The organism is Luteimonas sp. MC1895 (genome assembly GCF_016457215.1).
GTDB lineage: Bacteria > Pseudomonadota > Gammaproteobacteria > Xanthomonadales > Xanthomonadaceae > Luteimonas.
Genome location: NZ_JAEMDY010000004.1, coordinates 88,635 through 106,666, shown reverse-complemented (window position 1 = coordinate 106,666; position 18,032 = coordinate 88,635). Strand labels below are relative to the sequence as shown.

The 18,032-nt window shown below is 72.4% G+C and carries 19 protein-coding genes; 7 read left to right on the top strand and 12 right to left on the bottom strand.

Annotated features, from left to right (window positions below):
• Positions 1–15: 15 nt before the first annotated feature.
• From JG616_RS10955 to JG616_RS10940, 4 genes are all read right to left on the bottom strand, one after another.
• The gene (locus JG616_RS10955) at positions 16–807 is read right to left on the bottom strand and encodes a TSUP family transporter (protein ID WP_199362976.1); all 792 of its coding nucleotides are present in this window, start codon (positions 805–807) and stop codon (positions 16–18) included.
• A gap of 84 nt (positions 808–891) precedes the next feature.
• Positions 892–1,908: a 3-oxoacyl-ACP synthase III gene (locus tag JG616_RS10950; protein ID WP_199362977.1), complete on the bottom strand. Its 1,017-nt coding sequence runs from the start codon at positions 1,906–1,908 to the stop codon at positions 892–894.
• 110 nt (positions 1,909–2,018) lie between these two features.
• The gene (locus tag JG616_RS10945; RefSeq protein WP_199362978.1) at positions 2,019–2,327 is read right to left on the bottom strand and encodes a DUF4156 domain-containing protein; all 309 of its coding nucleotides are present in this window, start codon (positions 2,325–2,327) and stop codon (positions 2,019–2,021) included.
• A gap of 180 nt (positions 2,328–2,507) precedes the next feature.
• On the bottom strand, positions 2,508–5,372 hold the full coding sequence (locus JG616_RS10940; protein WP_199392588.1) for a pitrilysin family protein: 2,865 nt from the start codon (positions 5,370–5,372) through the stop codon (positions 2,508–2,510).
• 114 nt (positions 5,373–5,486) lie between these two features.
• Between JG616_RS10940 and JG616_RS10935 the strand changes: the two genes are divergently transcribed.
• The 3 genes from JG616_RS10935 to JG616_RS10925 all read left to right on the top strand — a co-directional run bounded on the left by JG616_RS10935 (position 5,487) and on the right by JG616_RS10925 (position 7,463).
• The gene (locus tag JG616_RS10935; RefSeq protein ID WP_199392587.1) at positions 5,487–6,200 is read left to right on the top strand and encodes an SDR family oxidoreductase; all 714 of its coding nucleotides are present in this window, start codon (positions 5,487–5,489) and stop codon (positions 6,198–6,200) included.
• 49 nt (positions 6,201–6,249) lie between these two features.
• Positions 6,250–6,714 (top strand): tRNA (cytidine(34)-2'-O)-methyltransferase, encoded by a 465-nt coding sequence (locus tag JG616_RS10930; RefSeq protein WP_199392586.1) that lies wholly within the window; start codon positions 6,250–6,252, stop codon positions 6,712–6,714.
• A 182-nt stretch (positions 6,715–6,896) separates the two neighbouring features.
• A complete protein-coding gene (locus tag JG616_RS10925) occupies positions 6,897–7,463 on the top strand; it encodes a diffusible signal factor-reguated Ax21 faimly protein (RefSeq protein WP_199362982.1) in 567 nt (188 codons plus the stop codon).
• A gap of 497 nt (positions 7,464–7,960) precedes the next feature.
• Here the strand turns inward: JG616_RS10925 and JG616_RS10920 are convergent, their stop codons facing one another.
• The 5 genes from JG616_RS10920 to JG616_RS10900 all read right to left on the bottom strand — a co-directional run bounded on the left by JG616_RS10920 (position 7,961) and on the right by JG616_RS10900 (position 11,050).
• Positions 7,961–8,989 (bottom strand): NAD(P)H-dependent glycerol-3-phosphate dehydrogenase, encoded by a 1,029-nt coding sequence (locus JG616_RS10920; protein ID WP_199392693.1) that lies wholly within the window; start codon positions 8,987–8,989, stop codon positions 7,961–7,963.
• Between the two features lie 18 nt (positions 8,990–9,007).
• Entirely contained in the window at positions 9,008–9,544 is a 537-nt protein-coding gene (gene secB / locus JG616_RS10915) for a protein-export chaperone SecB (protein WP_199362983.1), read from the bottom strand.
• 69 nt (positions 9,545–9,613) lie between these two features.
• Positions 9,614–10,054, bottom strand: coding sequence for a rhodanese-like domain-containing protein (locus tag JG616_RS10910; RefSeq protein ID WP_199392585.1), 441 nt, complete (start codon positions 10,052–10,054; stop codon positions 9,614–9,616).
• A 71-nt stretch (positions 10,055–10,125) separates the two neighbouring features.
• Positions 10,126–10,560, bottom strand: a complete 435-nt coding sequence (locus JG616_RS10905; RefSeq protein WP_235973101.1) for a hypothetical protein — start codon at positions 10,558–10,560, stop codon at positions 10,126–10,128.
• Between the two features lie 31 nt (positions 10,561–10,591).
• Positions 10,592–11,050, bottom strand: coding sequence for a YiiD C-terminal domain-containing protein (locus tag JG616_RS10900; RefSeq protein WP_199362985.1), 459 nt, complete (start codon positions 11,048–11,050; stop codon positions 10,592–10,594).
• Between the two features lie 93 nt (positions 11,051–11,143).
• Here JG616_RS10900 and JG616_RS10895 point away from each other — a divergent pair, with 93 nt between their 5' ends.
• Genes JG616_RS10895 through JG616_RS10885 form a run of 3 tightly spaced genes read left to right on the top strand, consistent with a single transcriptional unit; the run spans position 11,144 to position 14,222 of the window.
• On the top strand, positions 11,144–11,920 hold the full coding sequence (locus JG616_RS10895) for a uroporphyrinogen-III synthase (protein ID WP_199392584.1): 777 nt from the start codon (positions 11,144–11,146) through the stop codon (positions 11,918–11,920).
• A gap of 33 nt (positions 11,921–11,953) precedes the next feature.
• Positions 11,954–12,961, top strand: a complete 1,008-nt coding sequence (locus JG616_RS10890) for a uroporphyrinogen-III C-methyltransferase (protein WP_199392583.1) — start codon at positions 11,954–11,956, stop codon at positions 12,959–12,961.
• A 52-nt stretch (positions 12,962–13,013) separates the two neighbouring features.
• A complete protein-coding gene (locus tag JG616_RS10885) occupies positions 13,014–14,222 on the top strand; it encodes a heme biosynthesis HemY N-terminal domain-containing protein (RefSeq protein ID WP_199392582.1) in 1,209 nt (402 codons plus the stop codon).
• Positions 14,223–14,468: 246 nt separating this feature from the next.
• Here JG616_RS10885 and JG616_RS10880 read toward each other — a convergent pair whose 3' ends face one another.
• Positions 14,469–15,746 carry an acetyl-CoA C-acetyltransferase gene (locus JG616_RS10880; protein ID WP_199392581.1) on the bottom strand — a complete coding sequence of 426 codons (1,278 nt, stop codon included), beginning with the start codon at positions 15,744–15,746 and terminating at the stop codon, positions 14,469–14,471.
• A gap of 79 nt (positions 15,747–15,825) precedes the next feature.
• Between JG616_RS10880 and JG616_RS10875 the strand changes: the two genes are divergently transcribed.
• Positions 15,826–16,764 carry a hypothetical protein gene (locus tag JG616_RS10875; RefSeq protein ID WP_199392580.1) on the top strand — a complete coding sequence of 313 codons (939 nt, stop codon included), beginning with the start codon at positions 15,826–15,828 and terminating at the stop codon, positions 16,762–16,764.
• 6 nt (positions 16,765–16,770) lie between these two features.
• Here JG616_RS10875 and JG616_RS10870 read toward each other — a convergent pair whose 3' ends face one another.
• Entirely contained in the window at positions 16,771–17,427 is a 657-nt protein-coding gene (locus tag JG616_RS10870; protein WP_199392579.1) for a superoxide dismutase family protein, read from the bottom strand.
• 15 nt (positions 17,428–17,442) lie between these two features.
• Positions 17,443–17,988, bottom strand: a complete 546-nt coding sequence (locus tag JG616_RS10865; RefSeq protein ID WP_199392578.1) for a superoxide dismutase family protein — start codon at positions 17,986–17,988, stop codon at positions 17,443–17,445.
• Between the last annotated feature and the right edge of the window lie 44 nt (positions 17,989–18,032).

Sequence of the window (18,032 nt, the reverse complement as noted above, 5' to 3'; positions counted from 1 at the left end):
TCCGACGTGTGCGCCTCAGAACATCACGTCTTCGATCCACGCCACCAGCGGATTCCCCGGCTCCATCAGGAGCTTCGCTGTCAGCGCCAGCGACATCACCACCAGCAGGGGCCGGATCAGCCGCGCGCCTCCCTTTCCAAGGGCCAGGTGGGCACCGAGCTGGCCGCCGGCGATGCTGGCCACCGCCATCACCAGCCCCACCACCCACAGCACCTTGCCGCCGATGACCAGGGTGACCAGGGCGGCGACGTTGCTGGCAAGGTTGAGCAGCTTGGTATGCGCGGTGGCCGAGACCAGGCCCATGCCGAACAGCGCCACCAGCACCGTGGCCATGAACGAGCCGGTACCGGGGCCGAAGAAGCCGTCGTAGAAGCCCAGCGCGAACATCACCGTGACCAGGGCCGCATGGCCGAGGCGCGCGTGGCGCTCGGCTTCGCTGGCCTTGGGTCCGAGCAGGAAGTACGCCGCCATCGCCACCAGCAGCACCGGCACCAGCCCGGCGAGGAAGGAGGGGTCCACCAGCTGGATCGCGATCGCGCCGCCGACCGAGCCGGCGAACGCCCCCACGGCCGGCCACAGTACGCGGCGGAAGTCGATCCGTCCCTGGCGCGCGAAGGCCAGCACGGCGCTGGTGGTGCCGAAGCTCGACTGCAGCTTGTTGGTGGCGATCGCCTGCACCGGGGGGATGCCGGCGGCCATCAGCGCCGGGATCGTGATCAGCCCGCCGCCACCGGCGAGCGCGTCGATGGTGCCGGCCACGAAGGCGGCCAGGGCCAGCAGTGCCAGCACCTCGAAACCAAATTCCATGTCCCGCCCAGCCTCCGGTGAGTGTGCGCCCAGAACGGCGAAGGGCCGGACAAGCCGGCCCTCCCGTGCATCACTGCCGCGTGGTCACCAGACCACTTCGGCCATCGAGCAGTTCAGCCCCGAGCCGATGCCCAGCAGCGCGATGCGGTTGCCCTTCTTCAGGCGGCCCTCCTCGCGCAGCTTGCTCAGCACGATCGGTACCGAGGCCGGGCCGATGTTGCCGTGCTCGCCGAAGATGGTCATGACCTTCTTCGGGTCGATGCCCATGGCCTTGGTGAAGGCCGCGGTGTGCACCTTGCTGACCTGGTGGATCACGAACTCGTCGAGTTCGGACGCCACCCAGCCCAGCTTGTGCTTGGCGACCTCGAAGGTCTTGGTGGCCAGCTTGATGCCTTCGATCAGCAGGGTGCGGGTGTCGGTGATCATGCCGTCGAGGTTGCCGCGGCAGAGCTTGTTCCACTCGGTGGCCGCGCGGGTCACGCCGCCGCGGTAGCGCGGGGCGCCCGGGGCCAGCTCGGCGCGCGCCAGCACCATGGCGGCGGCGCCGGAGCCCAGGGTCAGCGTGGCCAGTTCGTTGCGGAAGTCCTCGTCGGTGACGTCGGCGCGGGTCAGGCGATCGATCGTCTTCTCGTAGGCGAGGTCGGCGGTTTCGCCGTCCACCACGAGCGCGTACTCGATCTCGCCGCGCTCGATCATGCGGCTGGCGATGTCCATGCCGTTGATGAAGGCCAGGCAGGCGTTGGCGACGTCGAAGTTCTGGCAGGTATCGGGCAGGCCGAGGTTGCCGCTGACGATCGAGGCCGTGGACGGCTCGAGGTAGTCGCGGCTGACCGAGGTGTTGACCAGCAGGCCGACCTTGTCCGGGTCGATGCCGGCGTCGGCCAGCGCCTTGACGCCGGCCAGGGTGGCGGCGTCGGAGGCGAGCATGTCGCCGTCCCACAGGCGCCGGGCATGGATGCCGGCGATGTCCTTGAGGACGTCGGTCTTGATTCCGAGGCGGTCGAGCGTCGGCTTCAGGCGTGCGTTGATCTCGTCCGAGGACAACCGGCGCGGAGCGTCGATGTGGGCGAGGCCGGCAATGGCTACGTGCTGGAACAACATGGGCGAGCCGCCAGAATGCAGGAACAAAGATTTCCTAGGGTACCGGCTTCCGCCCCCACGCGCACTTTCCACCCGGCGAATCCGTTCACGTTCCTGTAGGAGCAGCTACATCAGCGCCCGCAGCGCCAGGCCGCCCAGCGCTGGGCGCCCCGCACCGGGTCGGAGAGCGGGTTGATGGTGTCCGCCTGCAGGCCCGGAGCCTCGTTGCGGGCCAGGGTCTCCAGCTCCTCGCGCACGCGCAGCGCGTTGCGGTCGATGAAGGCGACGCTGTGCTTCACCGCCACCTCGACCTCGCCACGCTTCTCGCAGCCGGCCGGCGGCGAGGCGGCGATGCGCACGGAAGACGCGCCCGGTGCCATGTGCACCCAGGTGCAGGCGGACAGGGTGGCAAGGAGGGGAATCAGCAGCAGTGGACGCATGGATCGGCTCCGTGACGAGTGCCCCGATTGTGCCCGGGAAACGCCCGGCCATCTGCAGGAGCCGCCATCGCTGCGTCCGGGTGTGCCGACCCCGTTCAGATTTCGGGGGTGTGGGTCGCAGCTATGGCTGCTCCTGCAGGACAGGGAGGGACGGGCGCGGCGGGCCCGTGCCCGGGCCGATCAGCGGGCGACGGGCTTGCCGTCGGCGTCGAGCACCGTCACTTCGCCCAGCTCCAGCGCGCGCACCGGGGCCTCGATCTGCGACAGGTCGCCGACCACCACCCAGGTCAGGGCATCCGCGTCGATGGTCCGGGCGGCCTCGGCCACCTGCGCGGGGGTCATGGCCTCGATCTCGGCCTTGCGCCGCGCCACGTAGTCGTCGGGACGCCCGTACATCACGTTGCCGGCGATCGTGGACGCCACGGAGGACGCGGTTTCGTAGGCGCCAGGCAGGCTCAGGGTGTTGATCGCGCGGATGCGCTCGACCTCCGCCGCGGTCGGCGGGGCCTTGCCGCTGGCGAAGCCGGCGATCTCGCGCTGGATCTCGGCCATGGCATCGGCGGTGCGGTCGATCTGCACCGGCGCCGAGGCCAGCCACGGGCGCTGGCCCAGGGCGCCGGAGGCGCCGCTGCGCGCGCCGTAGGACCAGTGCTTGTCCTCGCGCAGGTTCATGTTGAGCCGCGCGGTGAAGTCGCCGCCGACCACGCCGTTGGCGATGTCCAGGCGCACCGAACCGGAGTCGGTGGTCGGCGGCACCAGCAGGCCGGCATAGATGTTGGCCTGCACCGCGCCCGGCTGGTCGATCAGGAACACGCGCGCCCTCTCCGGGCGCGCCACCTCGGGAATCGCCGCGGCCACGGCCGGCGCCTCGCCGCTGCCGCGCCAGTCGCCGAGGTGCTTTTCCAGCAGCGGGACGATCTCCGTCAGCGTGGTGTCGCCGACCACGACCAGGGTCGCGCCCTCGGGGCGCACGCTGGCGCGGTGGAAGGCCAGCAGGTCATCGCGGGTCAACGCGGCGATCGAGGCTTCGGTGCCGCTGCCGGTGAACGGCATCGCATAGGGATGGCCCTCGCCGTACAGCAGCGGCGGCAGCACGCGCAGCGCGGCGGTCTGCGGCCGGGCCTTTTCCTGGGCGATGTTGGCGATCCAGGTGGCGCGCACGCGCTCGAGCTCGGCGGCGTCGAAGTCGGGGCGGCGCAGCATGTCGGCGAACAGCGCCACGGAGGCGTCGAGCTTTGCGCTCAGCGCGGACAGCCAGGCGGTACCGGCGTCGAGCGCCGCGCCCGCGCCCAGCTGCGCGCCCAGGGTCTCGGCGCACTCGGCGAACGCGAGCGGACCGGCGCCGGCGGCGCCCTCGTCGAGCATGCCCATGGCGAAGCTCGCGGTGCCCATGCGGCCTTCGGCGTCGGCGCTGTAGCCCGCGGCGGGGAACTGGTAGTTGAGCTGCACCACCGGCACGCCGCTGCGCCGCGCCAGCACCACGGTGCTGCCGTTGGACAGGGTGGCGCGCTCGACGGCGGGGAACTTCAGCTCCGGGAAGGCGGTGGGCATCGGCACGCCCTGCGTGCGATCGACCGCCACCGGCAGCGTGGCGTAGCGGGCGTCGACGTCGGGCAGCGTCCAGGGCTGCGGAACGCCGGCCGGGTCCTCGGCCAGCGCGGTGCGCTCGCCGGGCATCACCACCAGGGTGTGCTCGCCCTTGCCCAGCCACTGGCGGCCGGCGGCCTGCAGCTCGGCCGCGGTCGCGGTATCGATGATGCGCAGCGACTCGCGGAAGCAGCCAGGATCGCCGGCGTAGACCGCGCACTCGGCCAGCGCATCGGCCTTGCCGCCGAAGCCGCCGATGCGCTCGATGCCGCGGGTGAAGCCGGCGCGGAACATCGTGCGTGCTCGCTCCAGCTCCTCCGCGGTCGGACCCTCGGCCAGCAGGCGCGCGATCTCCTCGTCGATCGCGGCCTCCACCTTCGCCGGGTCCACGCCCTGCTTCACGTTGGCGATCACCATGAAGTTCGAGCCCAGCTGCTTGCCGTAGGCACCGGCGCTGATGCTGTCGACCAGCTGGTCGCGGTGCAGCAGGCGCGCGTCCAGGCGCGAGGAACGGCTGCCGCCGAGCACCTGGGCCAGCAGCTGCAGCCGGTCGAGGTCGGGATTGCCGACTTCGGCCACGTTCCAGACGCGGTAGATCCGCGGCTGCGGGACCTTGTCCTCCATGACCTCGCGCGTCGATTCCGCGCGGCGCGCCACGTCCACCTGCGGCTGCGCCATGTCCGGGCCGGCGGGGATGTGGCCGAAGTACTTCGCCACCTTGTCCTTCGCCGTGGCCAGGTCGATGTCGCCGGCCAGCACCAGCACGGCGTTGTTCGGGCCGTACCAGGCGCGGAACCAGGCGTGGACGTCCTCGAGCGCGGCCGCGTCCAGGTCGTTCATCGAACCGATCACGGTGTGGCTGTACGGGTGGGCCTCGGGATAGAGCGCCTTCATCAGCCGGGTCCAGGCCTGGCCGTAGGGCTGGTTCTCGCCCTGGCGCTTCTCGTTCTGGACCACGCCGCGCTGCTCGTCCAGCGCCGCCTGGTCGACCGCGCCCAGCAGGTGACCCATGCGGTCGGACTCCATCCACAGCGCGGTATCGAGCGCGGTGGTGGGCACGTTCTGGAAATAGTTGGTGCGGTCGGTGTTGGTGGTGCCGTTCTGGTCGGTCACGCCGATCTGCTTGAAGGGTGCGAAGTACTCGCCGTCGTGGTTCTCCGAGGCCTGGAACATCAGGTGCTCGAACAGGTGCGCGAAGCCGCTGCGCCCCGAGGGCTCGTCCTTGCTGCCGACGTGGTACCAGAGGTTCACCGCCACGATCGGCGCCTTGCGGTCGGTGTGCACCACCACGCGCAGGCCGTTGGGCAGGGTGAACTGCTCGTAGGCGATGTCGATGCCGGCCTCCGCGGACGCCGGCGGCGACGCGGCCCAGGCCAGGGGCGCGGCCACGCCGAGGGCGGCGGCAAGCGCGATGGCGAGGACGGTGGCGCGGCGCGGCTGGAGCTTGGAGGTCGGCATCGGGTCTTCCCTGCTGGATCGAACGGCCATGGTAGGCCTTGGCCCCGAAGGGGGAGCGGGCCATTGGTCCCGACCGCCACGGCGCCGCCACCGCGGTTCGTGCATCCTCGGGCCATGGACATCCGCATCCGCACTTCGCTGGTCACCGGCGCCAACCGCGGCCTCGGGCTCGCCCTCGTCCGCCACCTGCTCGACCGCGGCGACCATGTCGTCGCCGCCTGCCGCGAGCCCGGGCGTGCCACGGCGCTCAACGGCCTTGCCGGCGAACATCCCGGCCGCCTGCACGTGCTGCCGCTGGACGTCGCGGATACGCGTTCGCGCGCAGCCTTCGTGGCCGAACTGCCGCTGGTGCTGGGAAACGGCCGGAAGGTCGGCCTGCTGCTCAACAATGCCGGGGTGCTCCACTCAGGCGAGCGCTTCGGCCGCCTGGACGAGGCCACGCTGGAGCACAGTTTCCGGGTCAACGCCGTGGGGCCGCTGCTGCTGGTGCAGGCCCTCGCACCCCTGCTGGCGGATGGCTCGCGCGTCGCCAACTTGTCCTCGCAGCTCGGTTCGATCGCCGGCTGCATGCGCTTCGGCACGCCGAGCTACAACATGAGCAAGGCGGCGCAGAACATGGCGACCGCGCTGCTGGCGCATGCGCTGGCCGACCGCGGCATCGCCGTCGTCGCCCTGCATCCGGGCTGGGTCCAGACCGACATGGGCGGCGAACAGGCCACCGAGACGGTCGATGCGTCGGCCGCCGGGCTGCTGGATGTCATCGACGGCCTGGACGCCGGCGACAGCGGCCGCTTCCTCGACTGGCGCGGCGCCACGCTGCCCTGGTGAGGCCGCCTGGCCGGGTATCCTGCCGGCCCTGCCGTCCCGCCAGCGCGCGATGATCGACCTCATCCTGTACCAGCCCGAGATCCCGCCCAATACGGGCAATGCGATCCGCCTGTGCGCGAACACCGGCGCCCGCCTGCACCTGGTGCGGCCGCTCGGCTTCGACATGGACGACCGCCAGCTGCGGCGCGCCGGGCTCGATTACCACGAGTACGCGCGGGTGGCGGTGCACGACAGCCTGGACGCGGCCCTGGCCGCGATCTCACCGCCGCGTCTATACGCGCTCAGCGCGCGGGGCAGCGTCCGCTACGACGCCCCGCGCTACCGCGCCGACGACGCCTTCCTGTTTGGCTGCGAGACCTCCGGATTGCCCGCCGAGGTGCTGGCGCGCGTTCCGGACGCACAGCGTCTGTTGCTGCCGATGCGGCCGGGCAACCGCAGCCTCAACCTGTCCAACGCGGTCGCCGTGGTCGCCTACGAGGCGTGGCGCCAGCTGGATTTCCCCGGCGCCGCGTGAGCGATCGCGAAAAGTTCCTGCACCGTCGAGTTCAATATTCAGGTGGCGTTGCCTTCGCGCTGGGAGAATGCGTCCACCGGCCACGGCGGGTATCCGATTTCCCCGATCGGTTCTCTCCCCTCCCCTGCCCCCGTGGCCGGTCCTCTCCCTAAAGCAATAACGAAATAGAGGCCTCGCCCCTGATGAAGCGTTCCCTGATCGCCATTGCGCTGGCGGCATCGATGCCGCTCGCCGCCAACGCCGCCGAAGGCGTGACCTACAACTACCTCCAGGCCGGCTATGTCGCCTCCACGGGCGATGTCGACGCCGACGGCTACGACGTCAATGGCTCGGCCGCGTTCCACCCCAATTTCCACGTCTTCGGTGGCTTCGGCAGCCAGGAGATCGACAACACCAACCTCGACATCGACCAGTACCGCATCGGCGTCGGCTACAACCTCGAGATCGCCCCGCGCACCGACCTGCTGGCGCGCGTGGCCTACCAGAAGCTCGACGCCGGCCGCGTGCTCGGCCAGGAGCTGGACTTCGACGGCTGGAGCACCGAGGTCGGCGTGCGCGGCCTGCTGGCGCGCAACTTCGACGGCTACGCGCTGGTCGGCTACGAGGACTATGACCGCGGCATCGACGGCGACTTCTACGGCCGTCTCGGCGCCAACGTCGCGTTCAACGCGAACTGGGGCCTCAACGGCGACGTCAAGTTCAACGGCGACGTGACCGAGTGGTTCATCGGCCCGCGCTTCACCTGGTAACACGGGTAACTCCCGGTCGCGGGGCGACCTCTCTCCCCGTTCCGCGACATGACCCCGGCCGCAAGGCCGGGGTTTCTTTTTTGGGCCTGCTTTCGCGCGGGCGGGACGCTTCGCGGCGCTGCGGTGCGATGCCTGCTGCCGCTCATGTCCCCCGGCTGCGCCCTTGCGGCCGCAGCCTCCTCCTTGACTTCCCGTCAGCAGGCATCGCACCGCAGTCCGAAGCATCGTCGGCCGCGCAACGCTTTCGCAGCGCCGGTCCGCGTGAGTGCCCAGGCTCGGCTCTTCGCCCTTCGCTCTTCGCCCCTCAGCTCTTCAGCTCTTCGCTTCTTGGCGGCAGCGCCCGCGCCCACGCACCGCTGCGGCGCGTGGCCTGCTGACGGGAAGTCAAGGAGGAGATGCCGGCCCTGTGGGCCGGCATCGGGGGACATGAGCGGCAGCAGGCCATGCGTCGCAGCGCCGCGGAGCAGCAACACCGCGCGCTCAAAAACAGTGAGATCTCAGCCGATCAGCTTGCCGGCGTATTCCGCCTTCTGCTCGCGCGCGAGCAGGCGCGCGAGGCCTTCGGCGGGGGTGATGTCGCCGTGCAGCACGTCGCGCACGTTGCTGGAGATCGGAAGCTCCACGCCGTGGGCCTCGGCCTGGCGCATCACCTCGTCGGCGGTCTGCACCGACTCGACCACCTGGCCGATCTCGCGCACCGCATCGTCCAGGCTCTGTCCGCGTCCCAGCGCGAGGCCCAGGCGGCGGTTGCGCGAGAGATCGCCGGTGCAGGTCAGCACCAGGTCGCCGAGGCCGGCCAGGCCCATCAGGGTCTCCGGGCGGCCGCCAATGGCGATGTTGAGGCGCAGCATCTCGTTGAGACCGCGGGTAATCAGGCCGGCGCGGGCGTTGAGGCCCAGGCCCATGCCGTCGGCGACGCCGGTGGCGACCGCCAGCACGTTCTTCATCGCGCCACCGAGTTCGGCACCGCGCATGTCGCTGCCGGTATAGGCGCGGAAGGCGGGGCCGTGCAGCACGTCGGCCACCGACTGGGCGAAGGCCTCGTCATCGCCGTGCACGGTCACCGCGGTCGGCATGCCGGCGGCGACCTCCTTCGCGAACGACGGCCCGGTGACCACGGCCAGCGGCACGTCGTCGCCCAGCACCTCGCCCGCCACCTCGTGCAGGAACCGGCCCGAGCCGGGCTCGAAGCCCTTGGTCGCCCAGGCTACGCCCGCGTGCGCCGGGCGCAGCGGGGCGAGATCGCGCAGGGTGCCGGCGAAGGCGTGCGAGGGCACCACCACGAGCACCAGGTCGGCGCCAGCCAGCGCCTCGGCCAGGTCGGTGGTCGCACGCAGCGCGCGCGGCAGGTCGATGCCGGGCAGGTAGCGCGGGTTGCCGGAGCCGGCGTTGACGGCGGCGGCCACCGCCGCGTCGCGACCCCAGAGCAGGGTCGGATGTTCGTGGCGCGCGATCAGCGCGGCAAGCGCGGTTCCCCAGGAACCCGCGCCGAGCACCGCGACCGCCGGCTTGCCCGGCGGTGCGATGGAAGGTTCCGCGGACACTCAGGCGTTGCCGCTGGTCTCGCCGCTGGCCAGGTCGGTGCCCTGCGCGGACTGCTGCTGCGCGCGCTGGCGCAGGCCTTCGGCGTACAGCGCCTCGAAGTTGATCGGCTGCAGCAGGAACGGGGCGAAGCCGCCGGCCTGGATCAGGTCGCCGATGATCTGGCGCGCGTACGGATACAGGATGGTCGGGCAGTGGGTGCCGAGCATCGCGTCCAGCGACTGGTCGTCGAAGCCGGAGAGGTTGAACAGGCCGGCCTGCTGCACTTCGACCAGGTACACGGTCTTCTCTTCGGTCAGCTTGCAGGTCAGGTTGATGCCCAGCACCACCTCGAACGACGCGTCGGCGATCCGGGTCACGCGCTGGTTGAGGTTCATCTGCAGCTGCGGCTGGCCCTGCTCGCCGAAGGCCTGCGGGGTCTTCGGGGCCTCGAACGAGACGTCCTTGACGTAGATCTTCTCGATCGTGAACTGCGGGCCGTTGGGCTGCTGCGCACCGCCGGCTGCGCCGTTGGCGTTGGTGGCTTCCTGGTCGGACATCTCGTGTTGCTCCAGCGGAATTCGGGTAAGAGGAGGATTATCGCATGTGGCCGGCGGCCACCCGCGCGGCTACTTGCCGCGTCCCTTGGCCAGCGGCAGGTCGGCCTGCTGCCAGGCGCCGATGCCGCCCTCGAGCACGTAGACCTTTTCGAAGCCGGCCTTGCGCAGGCGCTTGGCCGCGTCGACCGCGGACACGCCGGTCTTGCACACGGCCACCACCGGCAGCGACTTCGCCGCGGCCAGCGACTTGTTCTCGGGGTCGAACTGGGCCATCTGCACGTTCTTCGAGCCGGGGATGTGCCCCTTCTCGAATTCCGCCGACGGGCGCAGGTCCACGACCAGCGCGTCCTCGCGGTTGACCAGCGCGGTGACTTCGGCCGGGCGCAGGCCCTTGAAGCCGCGGAACACGCGCAGCAGTTCGGTGTAGACGATGGCGACCGTGATGCCGGCGAGCGCCAGGGCCAGCATGGGGTTGCGGCCAAGGAAGGCCCACAGTTCTTCGAAATTCACGTTGGTCGGCGATCCGGCGGCGGGCGGGGATTGTCTCCCAGCGCCGTCGGCGGCGCAAAGCCGCGCTGCGATTACTCGCCGCGCCAGAAGTCCGGCAGGCCGGCGGTGTTCCACCACGTGCCCGCCGTCTCGTCCCAGCGCCACGATTCGCGGTAGCGCAGGCCGCGCTCGGCCATGGTGTGGCGGTTGATCACGCCGATGTCGATGTCGCGCCCCACGCTGCCGTCCGCTGACGGCGGCGGCGCGCCGAGCTCGCGGTAGTGCGAGACCTGCACCTGGGCATAGCGCTCCAGCGCGACGTCGGTCAGCGGGTTCTGCTCGCGGTATTCCGGATCGACCAGGTTCCACGCACCCTCGAAGTCACCCCAGCGGATCGCCGCCGACCAGGCGTACTGCGCGCGCTGCAGGGCCTCGCCCTTGCCGGTGCTGGCGCAGCCGGGCAGCAGCAGCGCGCAGGCCAGCAGCGCAAGGAGGGCGAAGGCGTTGCGGGCGTGCATCGGTCGCATGTCGGGGTCCCCGGTGATGGCGGCGGCCATCCTAACCCCTGGCGATGGCGGCGTAGCCGGCGCGCAGGGTGGTGGCGATGCCGCCGTCGGGCAGCGGCACGCTGGCGGCGATGCGCACGCGGGCGCGTCCGCGGCTGCGCAGGGAGTCGTCGAACGGCGCCCAGCCGCTGCCATCGGCGGGCGCGGCGGTGGCCTGCAGGTCGGCGTACAGCGGCGCCAGGTAGCGGATCTCGCTGTCGGCGACGAAGACGTCGGCGTCGATCCCCAGCTGGTGGCAGCGCAGGGTCACCAGGCCCCAGCCGGCCAGGGTCATCAGCGAAACCAGGCTGCCGCCGAAGGCGCAGTGCTTGTCGTTGACGTTGAGCGCCAGCGGCGCGCGCAGGGTCAGCGTGTCGCCGTCGCGGCCGGCGATGGCGATGCCCATCGCCGCCACCGGTGGCATCGAGCGGTAGTGCGCATCCAGCGCACGGAGTTCGTCATCCAGTTGCATGCAGCGCGTTCCAGGTCCTTGGGTGGTGCGGCTCGATGCCCGGCGGGCGGGCCGCCGCTTGCGGGTGCATGCCACAGGCACCAAGCTGGCGCGATGCCTGCGCACGCCTCCACCGGGCCGCTGTCCGGATGCTACGTGATCTCGCTGCGGCCGGTCGGCGGCCACGGCGGCGTGCGCCGGGCCGCCGCGGCGCTGGGCGCGCACACCCTCGCGCTGTCGCCCTGGCGCATCGACCACCTCGATGGCGACGACGCGCGCGCCGCGCTGCAGCGCTCACTCGCCGCGGAACGGGTGGTGTTCACCAGCCCGGCGGCGGTGGCCGCCGCGGCCCGCCTGCATCCGCTGCGGCCGGCTCCGGCGCGCCCGTGGGTTGCGGTCGGCGCGGGCACCGCGCGTGCGCTGCGCCGGGGGGGCGCCGGCGAGGTCGCGTCGCCTGCGCGCATGGACAGCGAGGGACTGCTGGCCATGCCCCAGCTGCAGGACATCGAGAGCCTGGACGTCGGCCTGGTCACCGCCCCGGGCGGTCGTGGCGTGATCGCCGCGACCCTGGCCGCGCGCGGTGCGCGGGTGCTGCAAGCCAATGTCTATGCGCGCGTGCCGCTCGCGCCTTCGCCACGCGCGGTCGCCGCGCTGCGCGTGCTGGAGGCCCCGGCGTGGCTGCTGGTGAGCAGCGGCGAGGCGCTGGAGCACGTCCTCACCACCCTGCCCGCGGCTGCCCTGGACGGCCTGCGCCGCGCGACCGTGGTGGCGGCCAGCGAGCGGCTGGCCGGCCTCGCCCGCGGCCACGGGCTGCGCGTCGCCGCGGTCGCGGCCAGCGCGCGCGTCCCTGACATGCTCGCCGCCTGCGCCGGGACCGCCGCAACGCCCTAACATGTGCGCCCCGGCCCCCTTGCGCGCGCGCCCTTGAACGCCCCCGAGTCCCCTGCGACGCCCCGCCGCCGCACCTCCGCCCTTGCCTGGCTGCTACTGGTCCTGCTGCTGCCGCTGGCGGCGCTGCTGGCGTGGCGGGCCTGGCAGTCGGAGCGCGACGAGCGTCGCGCGGCGGATACCCAGGACCGCATCGGCATCGAGGCCCTGCAGCAGCGCGTGGCGATCCTGCGCCAGGGGCAGCAGGCGCAGGGCAAGCGCCTGCAGCAGGCCGAGGCCACCAACCGCCTGCTGCGCGACGAACTGCTGGCGATGGGCCAGCGCGCGGCCCTGCTGGAGGACAGCGTGCAGCGCCTCGCCGACCCGGCGCAGGACGCCGCACGCGCGCTGCGCCTGGACGAGATCGAGCTGCTGCTGGCCCAGGGCGGTCAGCGCCTGCTGCTGGCCGGCGACCTGCAGGGCGCGCGACGCGCCTACGGCCTGGCGGCGCGGCTGCTGGATGGCCTGCACGCCCCGGCCGACATCGACCTGCGCCAGGTGCTTGCCGACGAGCGCGCGATGCTCGACGCGCTGGGGCAGGACCCGCGCATCGTCGCGCTGGCACGGCTCGACGCCTTCGAGGCCGGCCTGGACGCACCCGCCGGACCCGTCGTGCCCTCCAAAGACACCACCGCGCCCGCGTCCGCCCAGCCCTGGTGGGAGCGCCTCGCCACGCGCATCGTCGACGTGCGACGCAGCGACGCCCTGCTGGTGGTCGATGCCGGCGAGCGCGCCGCCGGCCTGGCCGCACTGCGCCTCGAACTGTCGCTGGCGCGCACCGCCGCGGAGCGCCGCGACACCGCGGGCCACGCGGCCGCGCTGGCCCGGGTGCGCGCCCTGGTCCCGCGGCTGTGGCCGGCCTCGGCCACGCGCGACGCGCGCCTGCGCGAGCTGGACGCCATCGCCGCGCTGCCATTGAAGCCGGAGCTGCCAACGCTCGGCACCACGCTCGACCAGCTGCGCCTGCAGCGCGGACGCCTGGAGGGCGACCACGCAGCAATGTGAACACGGCCGCGACATCCGCGCCGCTACGGTGGCGGCGACTTTGGAGACTGCCATGAACCTGTTCCGCAACCTGCTCGTCTGGATCCTGCTGGCGATCATCGGCGCACTGGCCTGGCACCTGCTCGCGCAGGACCCCGGCTACGTGCTGGTGCGCTACCGCGGCTGGGACTACACCACCAACCTGCTCTGGGTCTCGGTGGCCGTGCTCGCCGGCCTGTTCGTGCTCTGGCTGCTGTGGTCGCTGATCGCCCTGCCGATGCGCGCCTGGCGCCACCGCCGCGAACGCCAGTCGCGCGAACGCCTGGGCAGCGGCCTCGAAGCGCTGCACCAGGGACACTACGCGCGCGCCGAGAAGCTGCTTCCGCAGGCCGCCGAGGACAGCGACGCCGCCGTGGCGCGCCTGGCCGCGGCCCGCGCCGCGACCGCGCGCGGTGACCACGCCGCCGCGCGCAGCCACCTCGACGCCATCGACAGTGGACACGCCCTGACCCGCGCCATCGGCCGCGCCGAGCTCGCGCTGGCCGAGGACCGCCCCACCGACGCCCTGGTGGCGCTGGACGATCCGAACGCGCAGCCGCTCTCGCCGCGCGGCCTGGCGCTGCGCGCCGACGCCTACGCCGCCTCACGGCGCGCGGCGGATGCCTATGCCCTGCTGGGCGCGCTGCGCCAGCAGCAGGCCCTGCCCGAAGGCGCGCTTGCGCAGCGCGAACGCGTGTGGGCCGCCCAGGCGCTGGCCGAGGCCGGCGATGCCAACGCATTGGCCGACCGCTGGGAAAGCGTTCCGAAGGGCCTGCGCAGCGAGCCCGAGGTGGTCGCTGCCTACGCCGACCGCGCCGCCGCGCTCGGCTGGGACGACGCCGCCACCTCCAGCATCGAACACGCCCTCGACACCCGCTGGGACGAGGACCTGGCCGCCCGCTACGGACGCCTGCCGGTCGCCCGCGTCGAGCACCGCGAAGCCGCGGCCCAGCGCTGGCTGCAGCAGCGCCCCGGCAGCCCCGCCCTCCTGCTCACCCTGGCCCGCATGGCGCGCGCCCGCGGCGACTGGCTGCAGGCCGAGGACCACCTGCAGCGCGCGATCGCCCAGGGCGCCGGCCCCGAAGCCTGGGAAGAACTGGGCGACGGCCACGCCGCCACCGGCGACGACACCACCGCCCGCATCGCCTACGCCAACGCCCTGCGCATGCAGCGCGGCGAACCCGTCACCCCGCTTACCAACCGCTCGCCAGGGCTCGGCGGGGAACGGCTGGAAGGGCTCTAGAAGCGTTTGCCACGGATGACGCGGATTGCGCGGATTTACACGGATAGAGCAAACGCGCAGGTAGAGAGCCGTTCCCGGTGGCGGGACGTGGCGGGTGAAGCCTTCACCCCCGAACAGGTCACGCCTTTTTCGCCAGCGAATAACCCGGCATCCGCGCAACCAACCCCAACCGCTTTCGCCCTATCCGTGTAAATCCGCGCAATCCGCGTCATCCGTGGCAAAAAAAGAGCTCTGCTCTTCCCACAATCACCGCTCGAGAATCGCCACCACGCCCATGCCGCCGGCGGTGCAGATCGAAACCAGGGCGCGGCCGCCGCCGCGTTCCTGCAGCTGGCGGGCAGCGGTGGCGACCACGCGGGCGCCGGTGGCGGCGAAGGGGTGGCCGGTGGCCAGTGACGAGCCAACCGGGTTGATCTTCGCGGGGTCGATGCGGCCCAGCGGTGCGTCGAGGCCCAGGCGGTTGCGGCAGTAGTCCTCGCTCTCCCAGGCGCGCAGCGTGCACAGCACCTGGGCGGCGAAGGCCTCGTGGATCTCGTAGATGTCGAAGTCCTGCAGCGTGAGGTTGTTGCGCGCGAGCATTTCGGCCACGGCCACCGTCGGCGCCATCAGCAGGCCTTCGCCGTGGACGAAATCGACCGCCGCGACATGCGCGTCGCGGACGTGGCACAGCACCTCGTGTCCGTGCTGCGCGGCCCACTCGTCGGTGGACAGCAGGCAGGCGGCGGCGCCGTCGGTCAGCGGCGTCGAGTTGCCTGCGGTGAGCGAGCCACGGCCGGAGGTGCGGTCGAAGGCCGGCTTCAGCGTGGCCAGCTTCTCCAGCGTGCTGTCGGCACGCAGGATGTTGTCGCGCGAGACGCCGCGGAAGGCCACCACCAGGTCGTCGAAGAAGCCGCGTTCGTAGGCCGCGGCCAGCTTGTGGTGCGAGGCCACCGCCAGCTCGTCCTGCGAGTCGCGCGCGATGCTCCACTCCTTGGCCATGTCCTCGCAGTGCTCGCCCATCGACTTGCCGGTGCGCGGCTCGGCCACGCCGGGGAAATCGGGCTTGAGCTCGCGCAGTCGGAAGCCGCGGAACTGCGCCAGCCGGTCGCGCGGGGCCTTGGCCGCGTTGGCCGCCAGCAGGCGGCGCCGCAGCGACTTGCCGTAGACGATCGGCACGTCGGACGTGCTGTCGCTGCCGCCACCGATGCCGCTGTCGATCTGCCCGGCGGCGATCCTGTTGCCGATGGTGATGATCGAATCCAGCGAGGTGCCGCAGGCGCGCTGCAGGGTGATGCCCGGCGTCAGCGGCGACAGGCCCGACGACAGCGCGGCTTCGCGGCCCAGGTTCCAGTCGCTGGAGTGCTTGATCACCGCACCCATGGCGACTTCGCCCAGGCGCTGGCCATGCAGGCCGAACTTCTCGACCAGGGCGCCAAGCGTGCGGACCGACATCCCGAGGTTGCCGACGTCGGCATAGGCGGTGTTCTGGCGGCAGAAGGGAATGCGGACGCCGCCGAGGACGGCGACGGGGCGACCATGCAGCATCTGGGGAACCTCGCAGGCAGCCCGCCGACCGTGGCAGGCATAATGGATCGGAGTTTAGCGCCGCTCACGCGCAGGGCCAATGAACCAGACCATCGCCAACCAGCAGGGACCCGCGCGCGTGCTCGGCGCGCTGGCGCTCGAACTGTCGCCGGGCAGCAGCAGCGGGCGCGACGCGCTCCCCCAGGCCGAGGCCGGAGCGCTGGCCGCGCTGGTCGCCACCGATCTCGCCGCGTTCGCACCCGAGGCCGCCCGCCTGGACTGCAGCCTGGTGGCCGCCCACTTCGATCCGGTGGAACTGCTGCGGCCGGGCTGGCCGCTGCACCAGGAACTCTGGCAGCTGGCCGCCAAGGCGCCGCGCGCCCCCGGCGGCGGCGCCCGCGTCCTCGCCTTCGGCAGCCATGAGGGCCGGCTGCCGGGCGCGCTCTCGCCATCGCCCGAGTACGCCGGCGGCCCGCTGCGCCTGCTGCCCTTCGTGCTCGATGGTGATCCGGCCACGGTCGCCGCCGTGTCGGCGCGGCTCGAGGCGGACCTGGTGGAGGAAGGCATGGCCGGCGCGGCCACCGCGCTCGCCGCGCAGGAGGCCTTTGGCATCCAGGTGGAGCACGCGCGCTACCTGACCGTGCACGACCTCTGCGCGATGACCGCGATGCAGTACGAACATGCAGGCCTGGCGGAACTCTGGCCGCTGCTCGAGACCGCCCTGCTGTCACCGACGCGCGAGGCGTGGCTGGATGCGCCGCCGGAACCGCTGCTGCACTACGCGGGCAAGGGCCAGGTGCGCATGGCGCTGTTCGCGCCCGCGGCGTGGCGATCGCATTACCGGGCCGCCCTGCCCGGCGTGGACGCCGGCGCGGACGCCGACGCGGAATCGGTGGAGCGCATCGCGCGTCTCTACGCCCACTTCGAGGCCCGCCAGCGCCAGCTTGCCAGCCTGCTGCGCGCACATGGACTGGCGGTGGAGTTCATCCACTGCCGGGATGATGCGCGGGCGGAACTCGCCGCCCCGCCCGCGCCCTGAGCGCGCTTACCGCGCCTGCGCACCCGCCTGGCTGATCACGCCGCAGGCCAGGCGCGCGCCCGCGTTGCCGGTGGGCTGGGTCGCGTAGTCGTCGGCGTCGGCATGCACGATCACGCCGCGGCCGAGCACGTCGGACGGCGCGCCGTCCGCCAGGGTCGCGCCCTCGAGTCGTGCGTTCACGACCGCCACGCCGGTGTCGTCGGCGGTGATGTTGTCGCTGTCGCCCACGTGGTGTTCGCCCGCACCCACGCGGCCATGCGCCGCGCCCGCCGGGTTGAAGTGGCCGCCGGCGCTGCTGCCGTCCGGCGCGCTGCAGTCGCCGGTCTCGTGGACGTGGAAGCCGTGCTCGCTGCCGGGCGTCAGCCCGTTGACCTGGCCGGTGATGGCCACGCCGCCGTCCACCGCCTCGAAGGCGAGCTCGCCGGTGACCGAATTGCCCTCGGTGGCCGAAAGCACCGCGACCGTGTGCGGCGCGGGGGTGGTGGTCATGTCGGCCGCGCCGGGTGCCTGGGTGGCGTCCGCCGGAGCGGTGACCGCGCCGGCGGCCGTGGCGGCATCGGTCGACGGCATCGTCGAGGCGCCGGCGTCGTCCTGGCGATCGCCGCAGGCCGCAAGGGCAAGGGCCATCGAGGCGGCCAGCAGGGTCATGGGGATGGTGCGCATGGGTGGGACTCCTTCCTAGGGCGCGCCTTCAGGCGCAAGGGTGATGACGCCACAGGCGATCCGCGCACCGGTCGCACCGGTGGTGGATCCAAGCACGACGAGCGACCGCCCGACGATGTCGTTGGCCGCGCCGCCGCCCAGCACGGCGCCCGGCACCAGCTGGTCGACCCGGGCCACGCCGCCGGCGTCGGCGACGATCCGGTCGCTGCCGCCGTCGGGCGCGCCGCGGCCGCTGGCGTCGAAATAGGGTCCGGCGCTGGAGGCGTCGATCGCGCTGCAGTCGCCGCGTGCGTGCACCTGCAGCACATGCGCGCCGTGGCGGCTGAGGCCGCCGACCTCGCCGGCCAGGCGCACGCCGCCGTCGACCGCGCGCAGGTCGATCCGCCCGCTGGCCAGGGTCGCCGAGGCCGCGGCCAGGTTCGCACGCGCGGAGGTGGCGGTGCCGGCGTCCACGCGCGGCGGTGGCGGCGGCGTGGCCGCGGGCTCACGGGACGTGGGCGGGGTGCTGGCGCAGGCCGCCAGCAGGACGCTGGCGGCGAGGGCGGCTGGGATGCGTCGCATGCCTTCCGATCGGATCCGGGAAAACGCCAAGGCTAGCGGCGCGG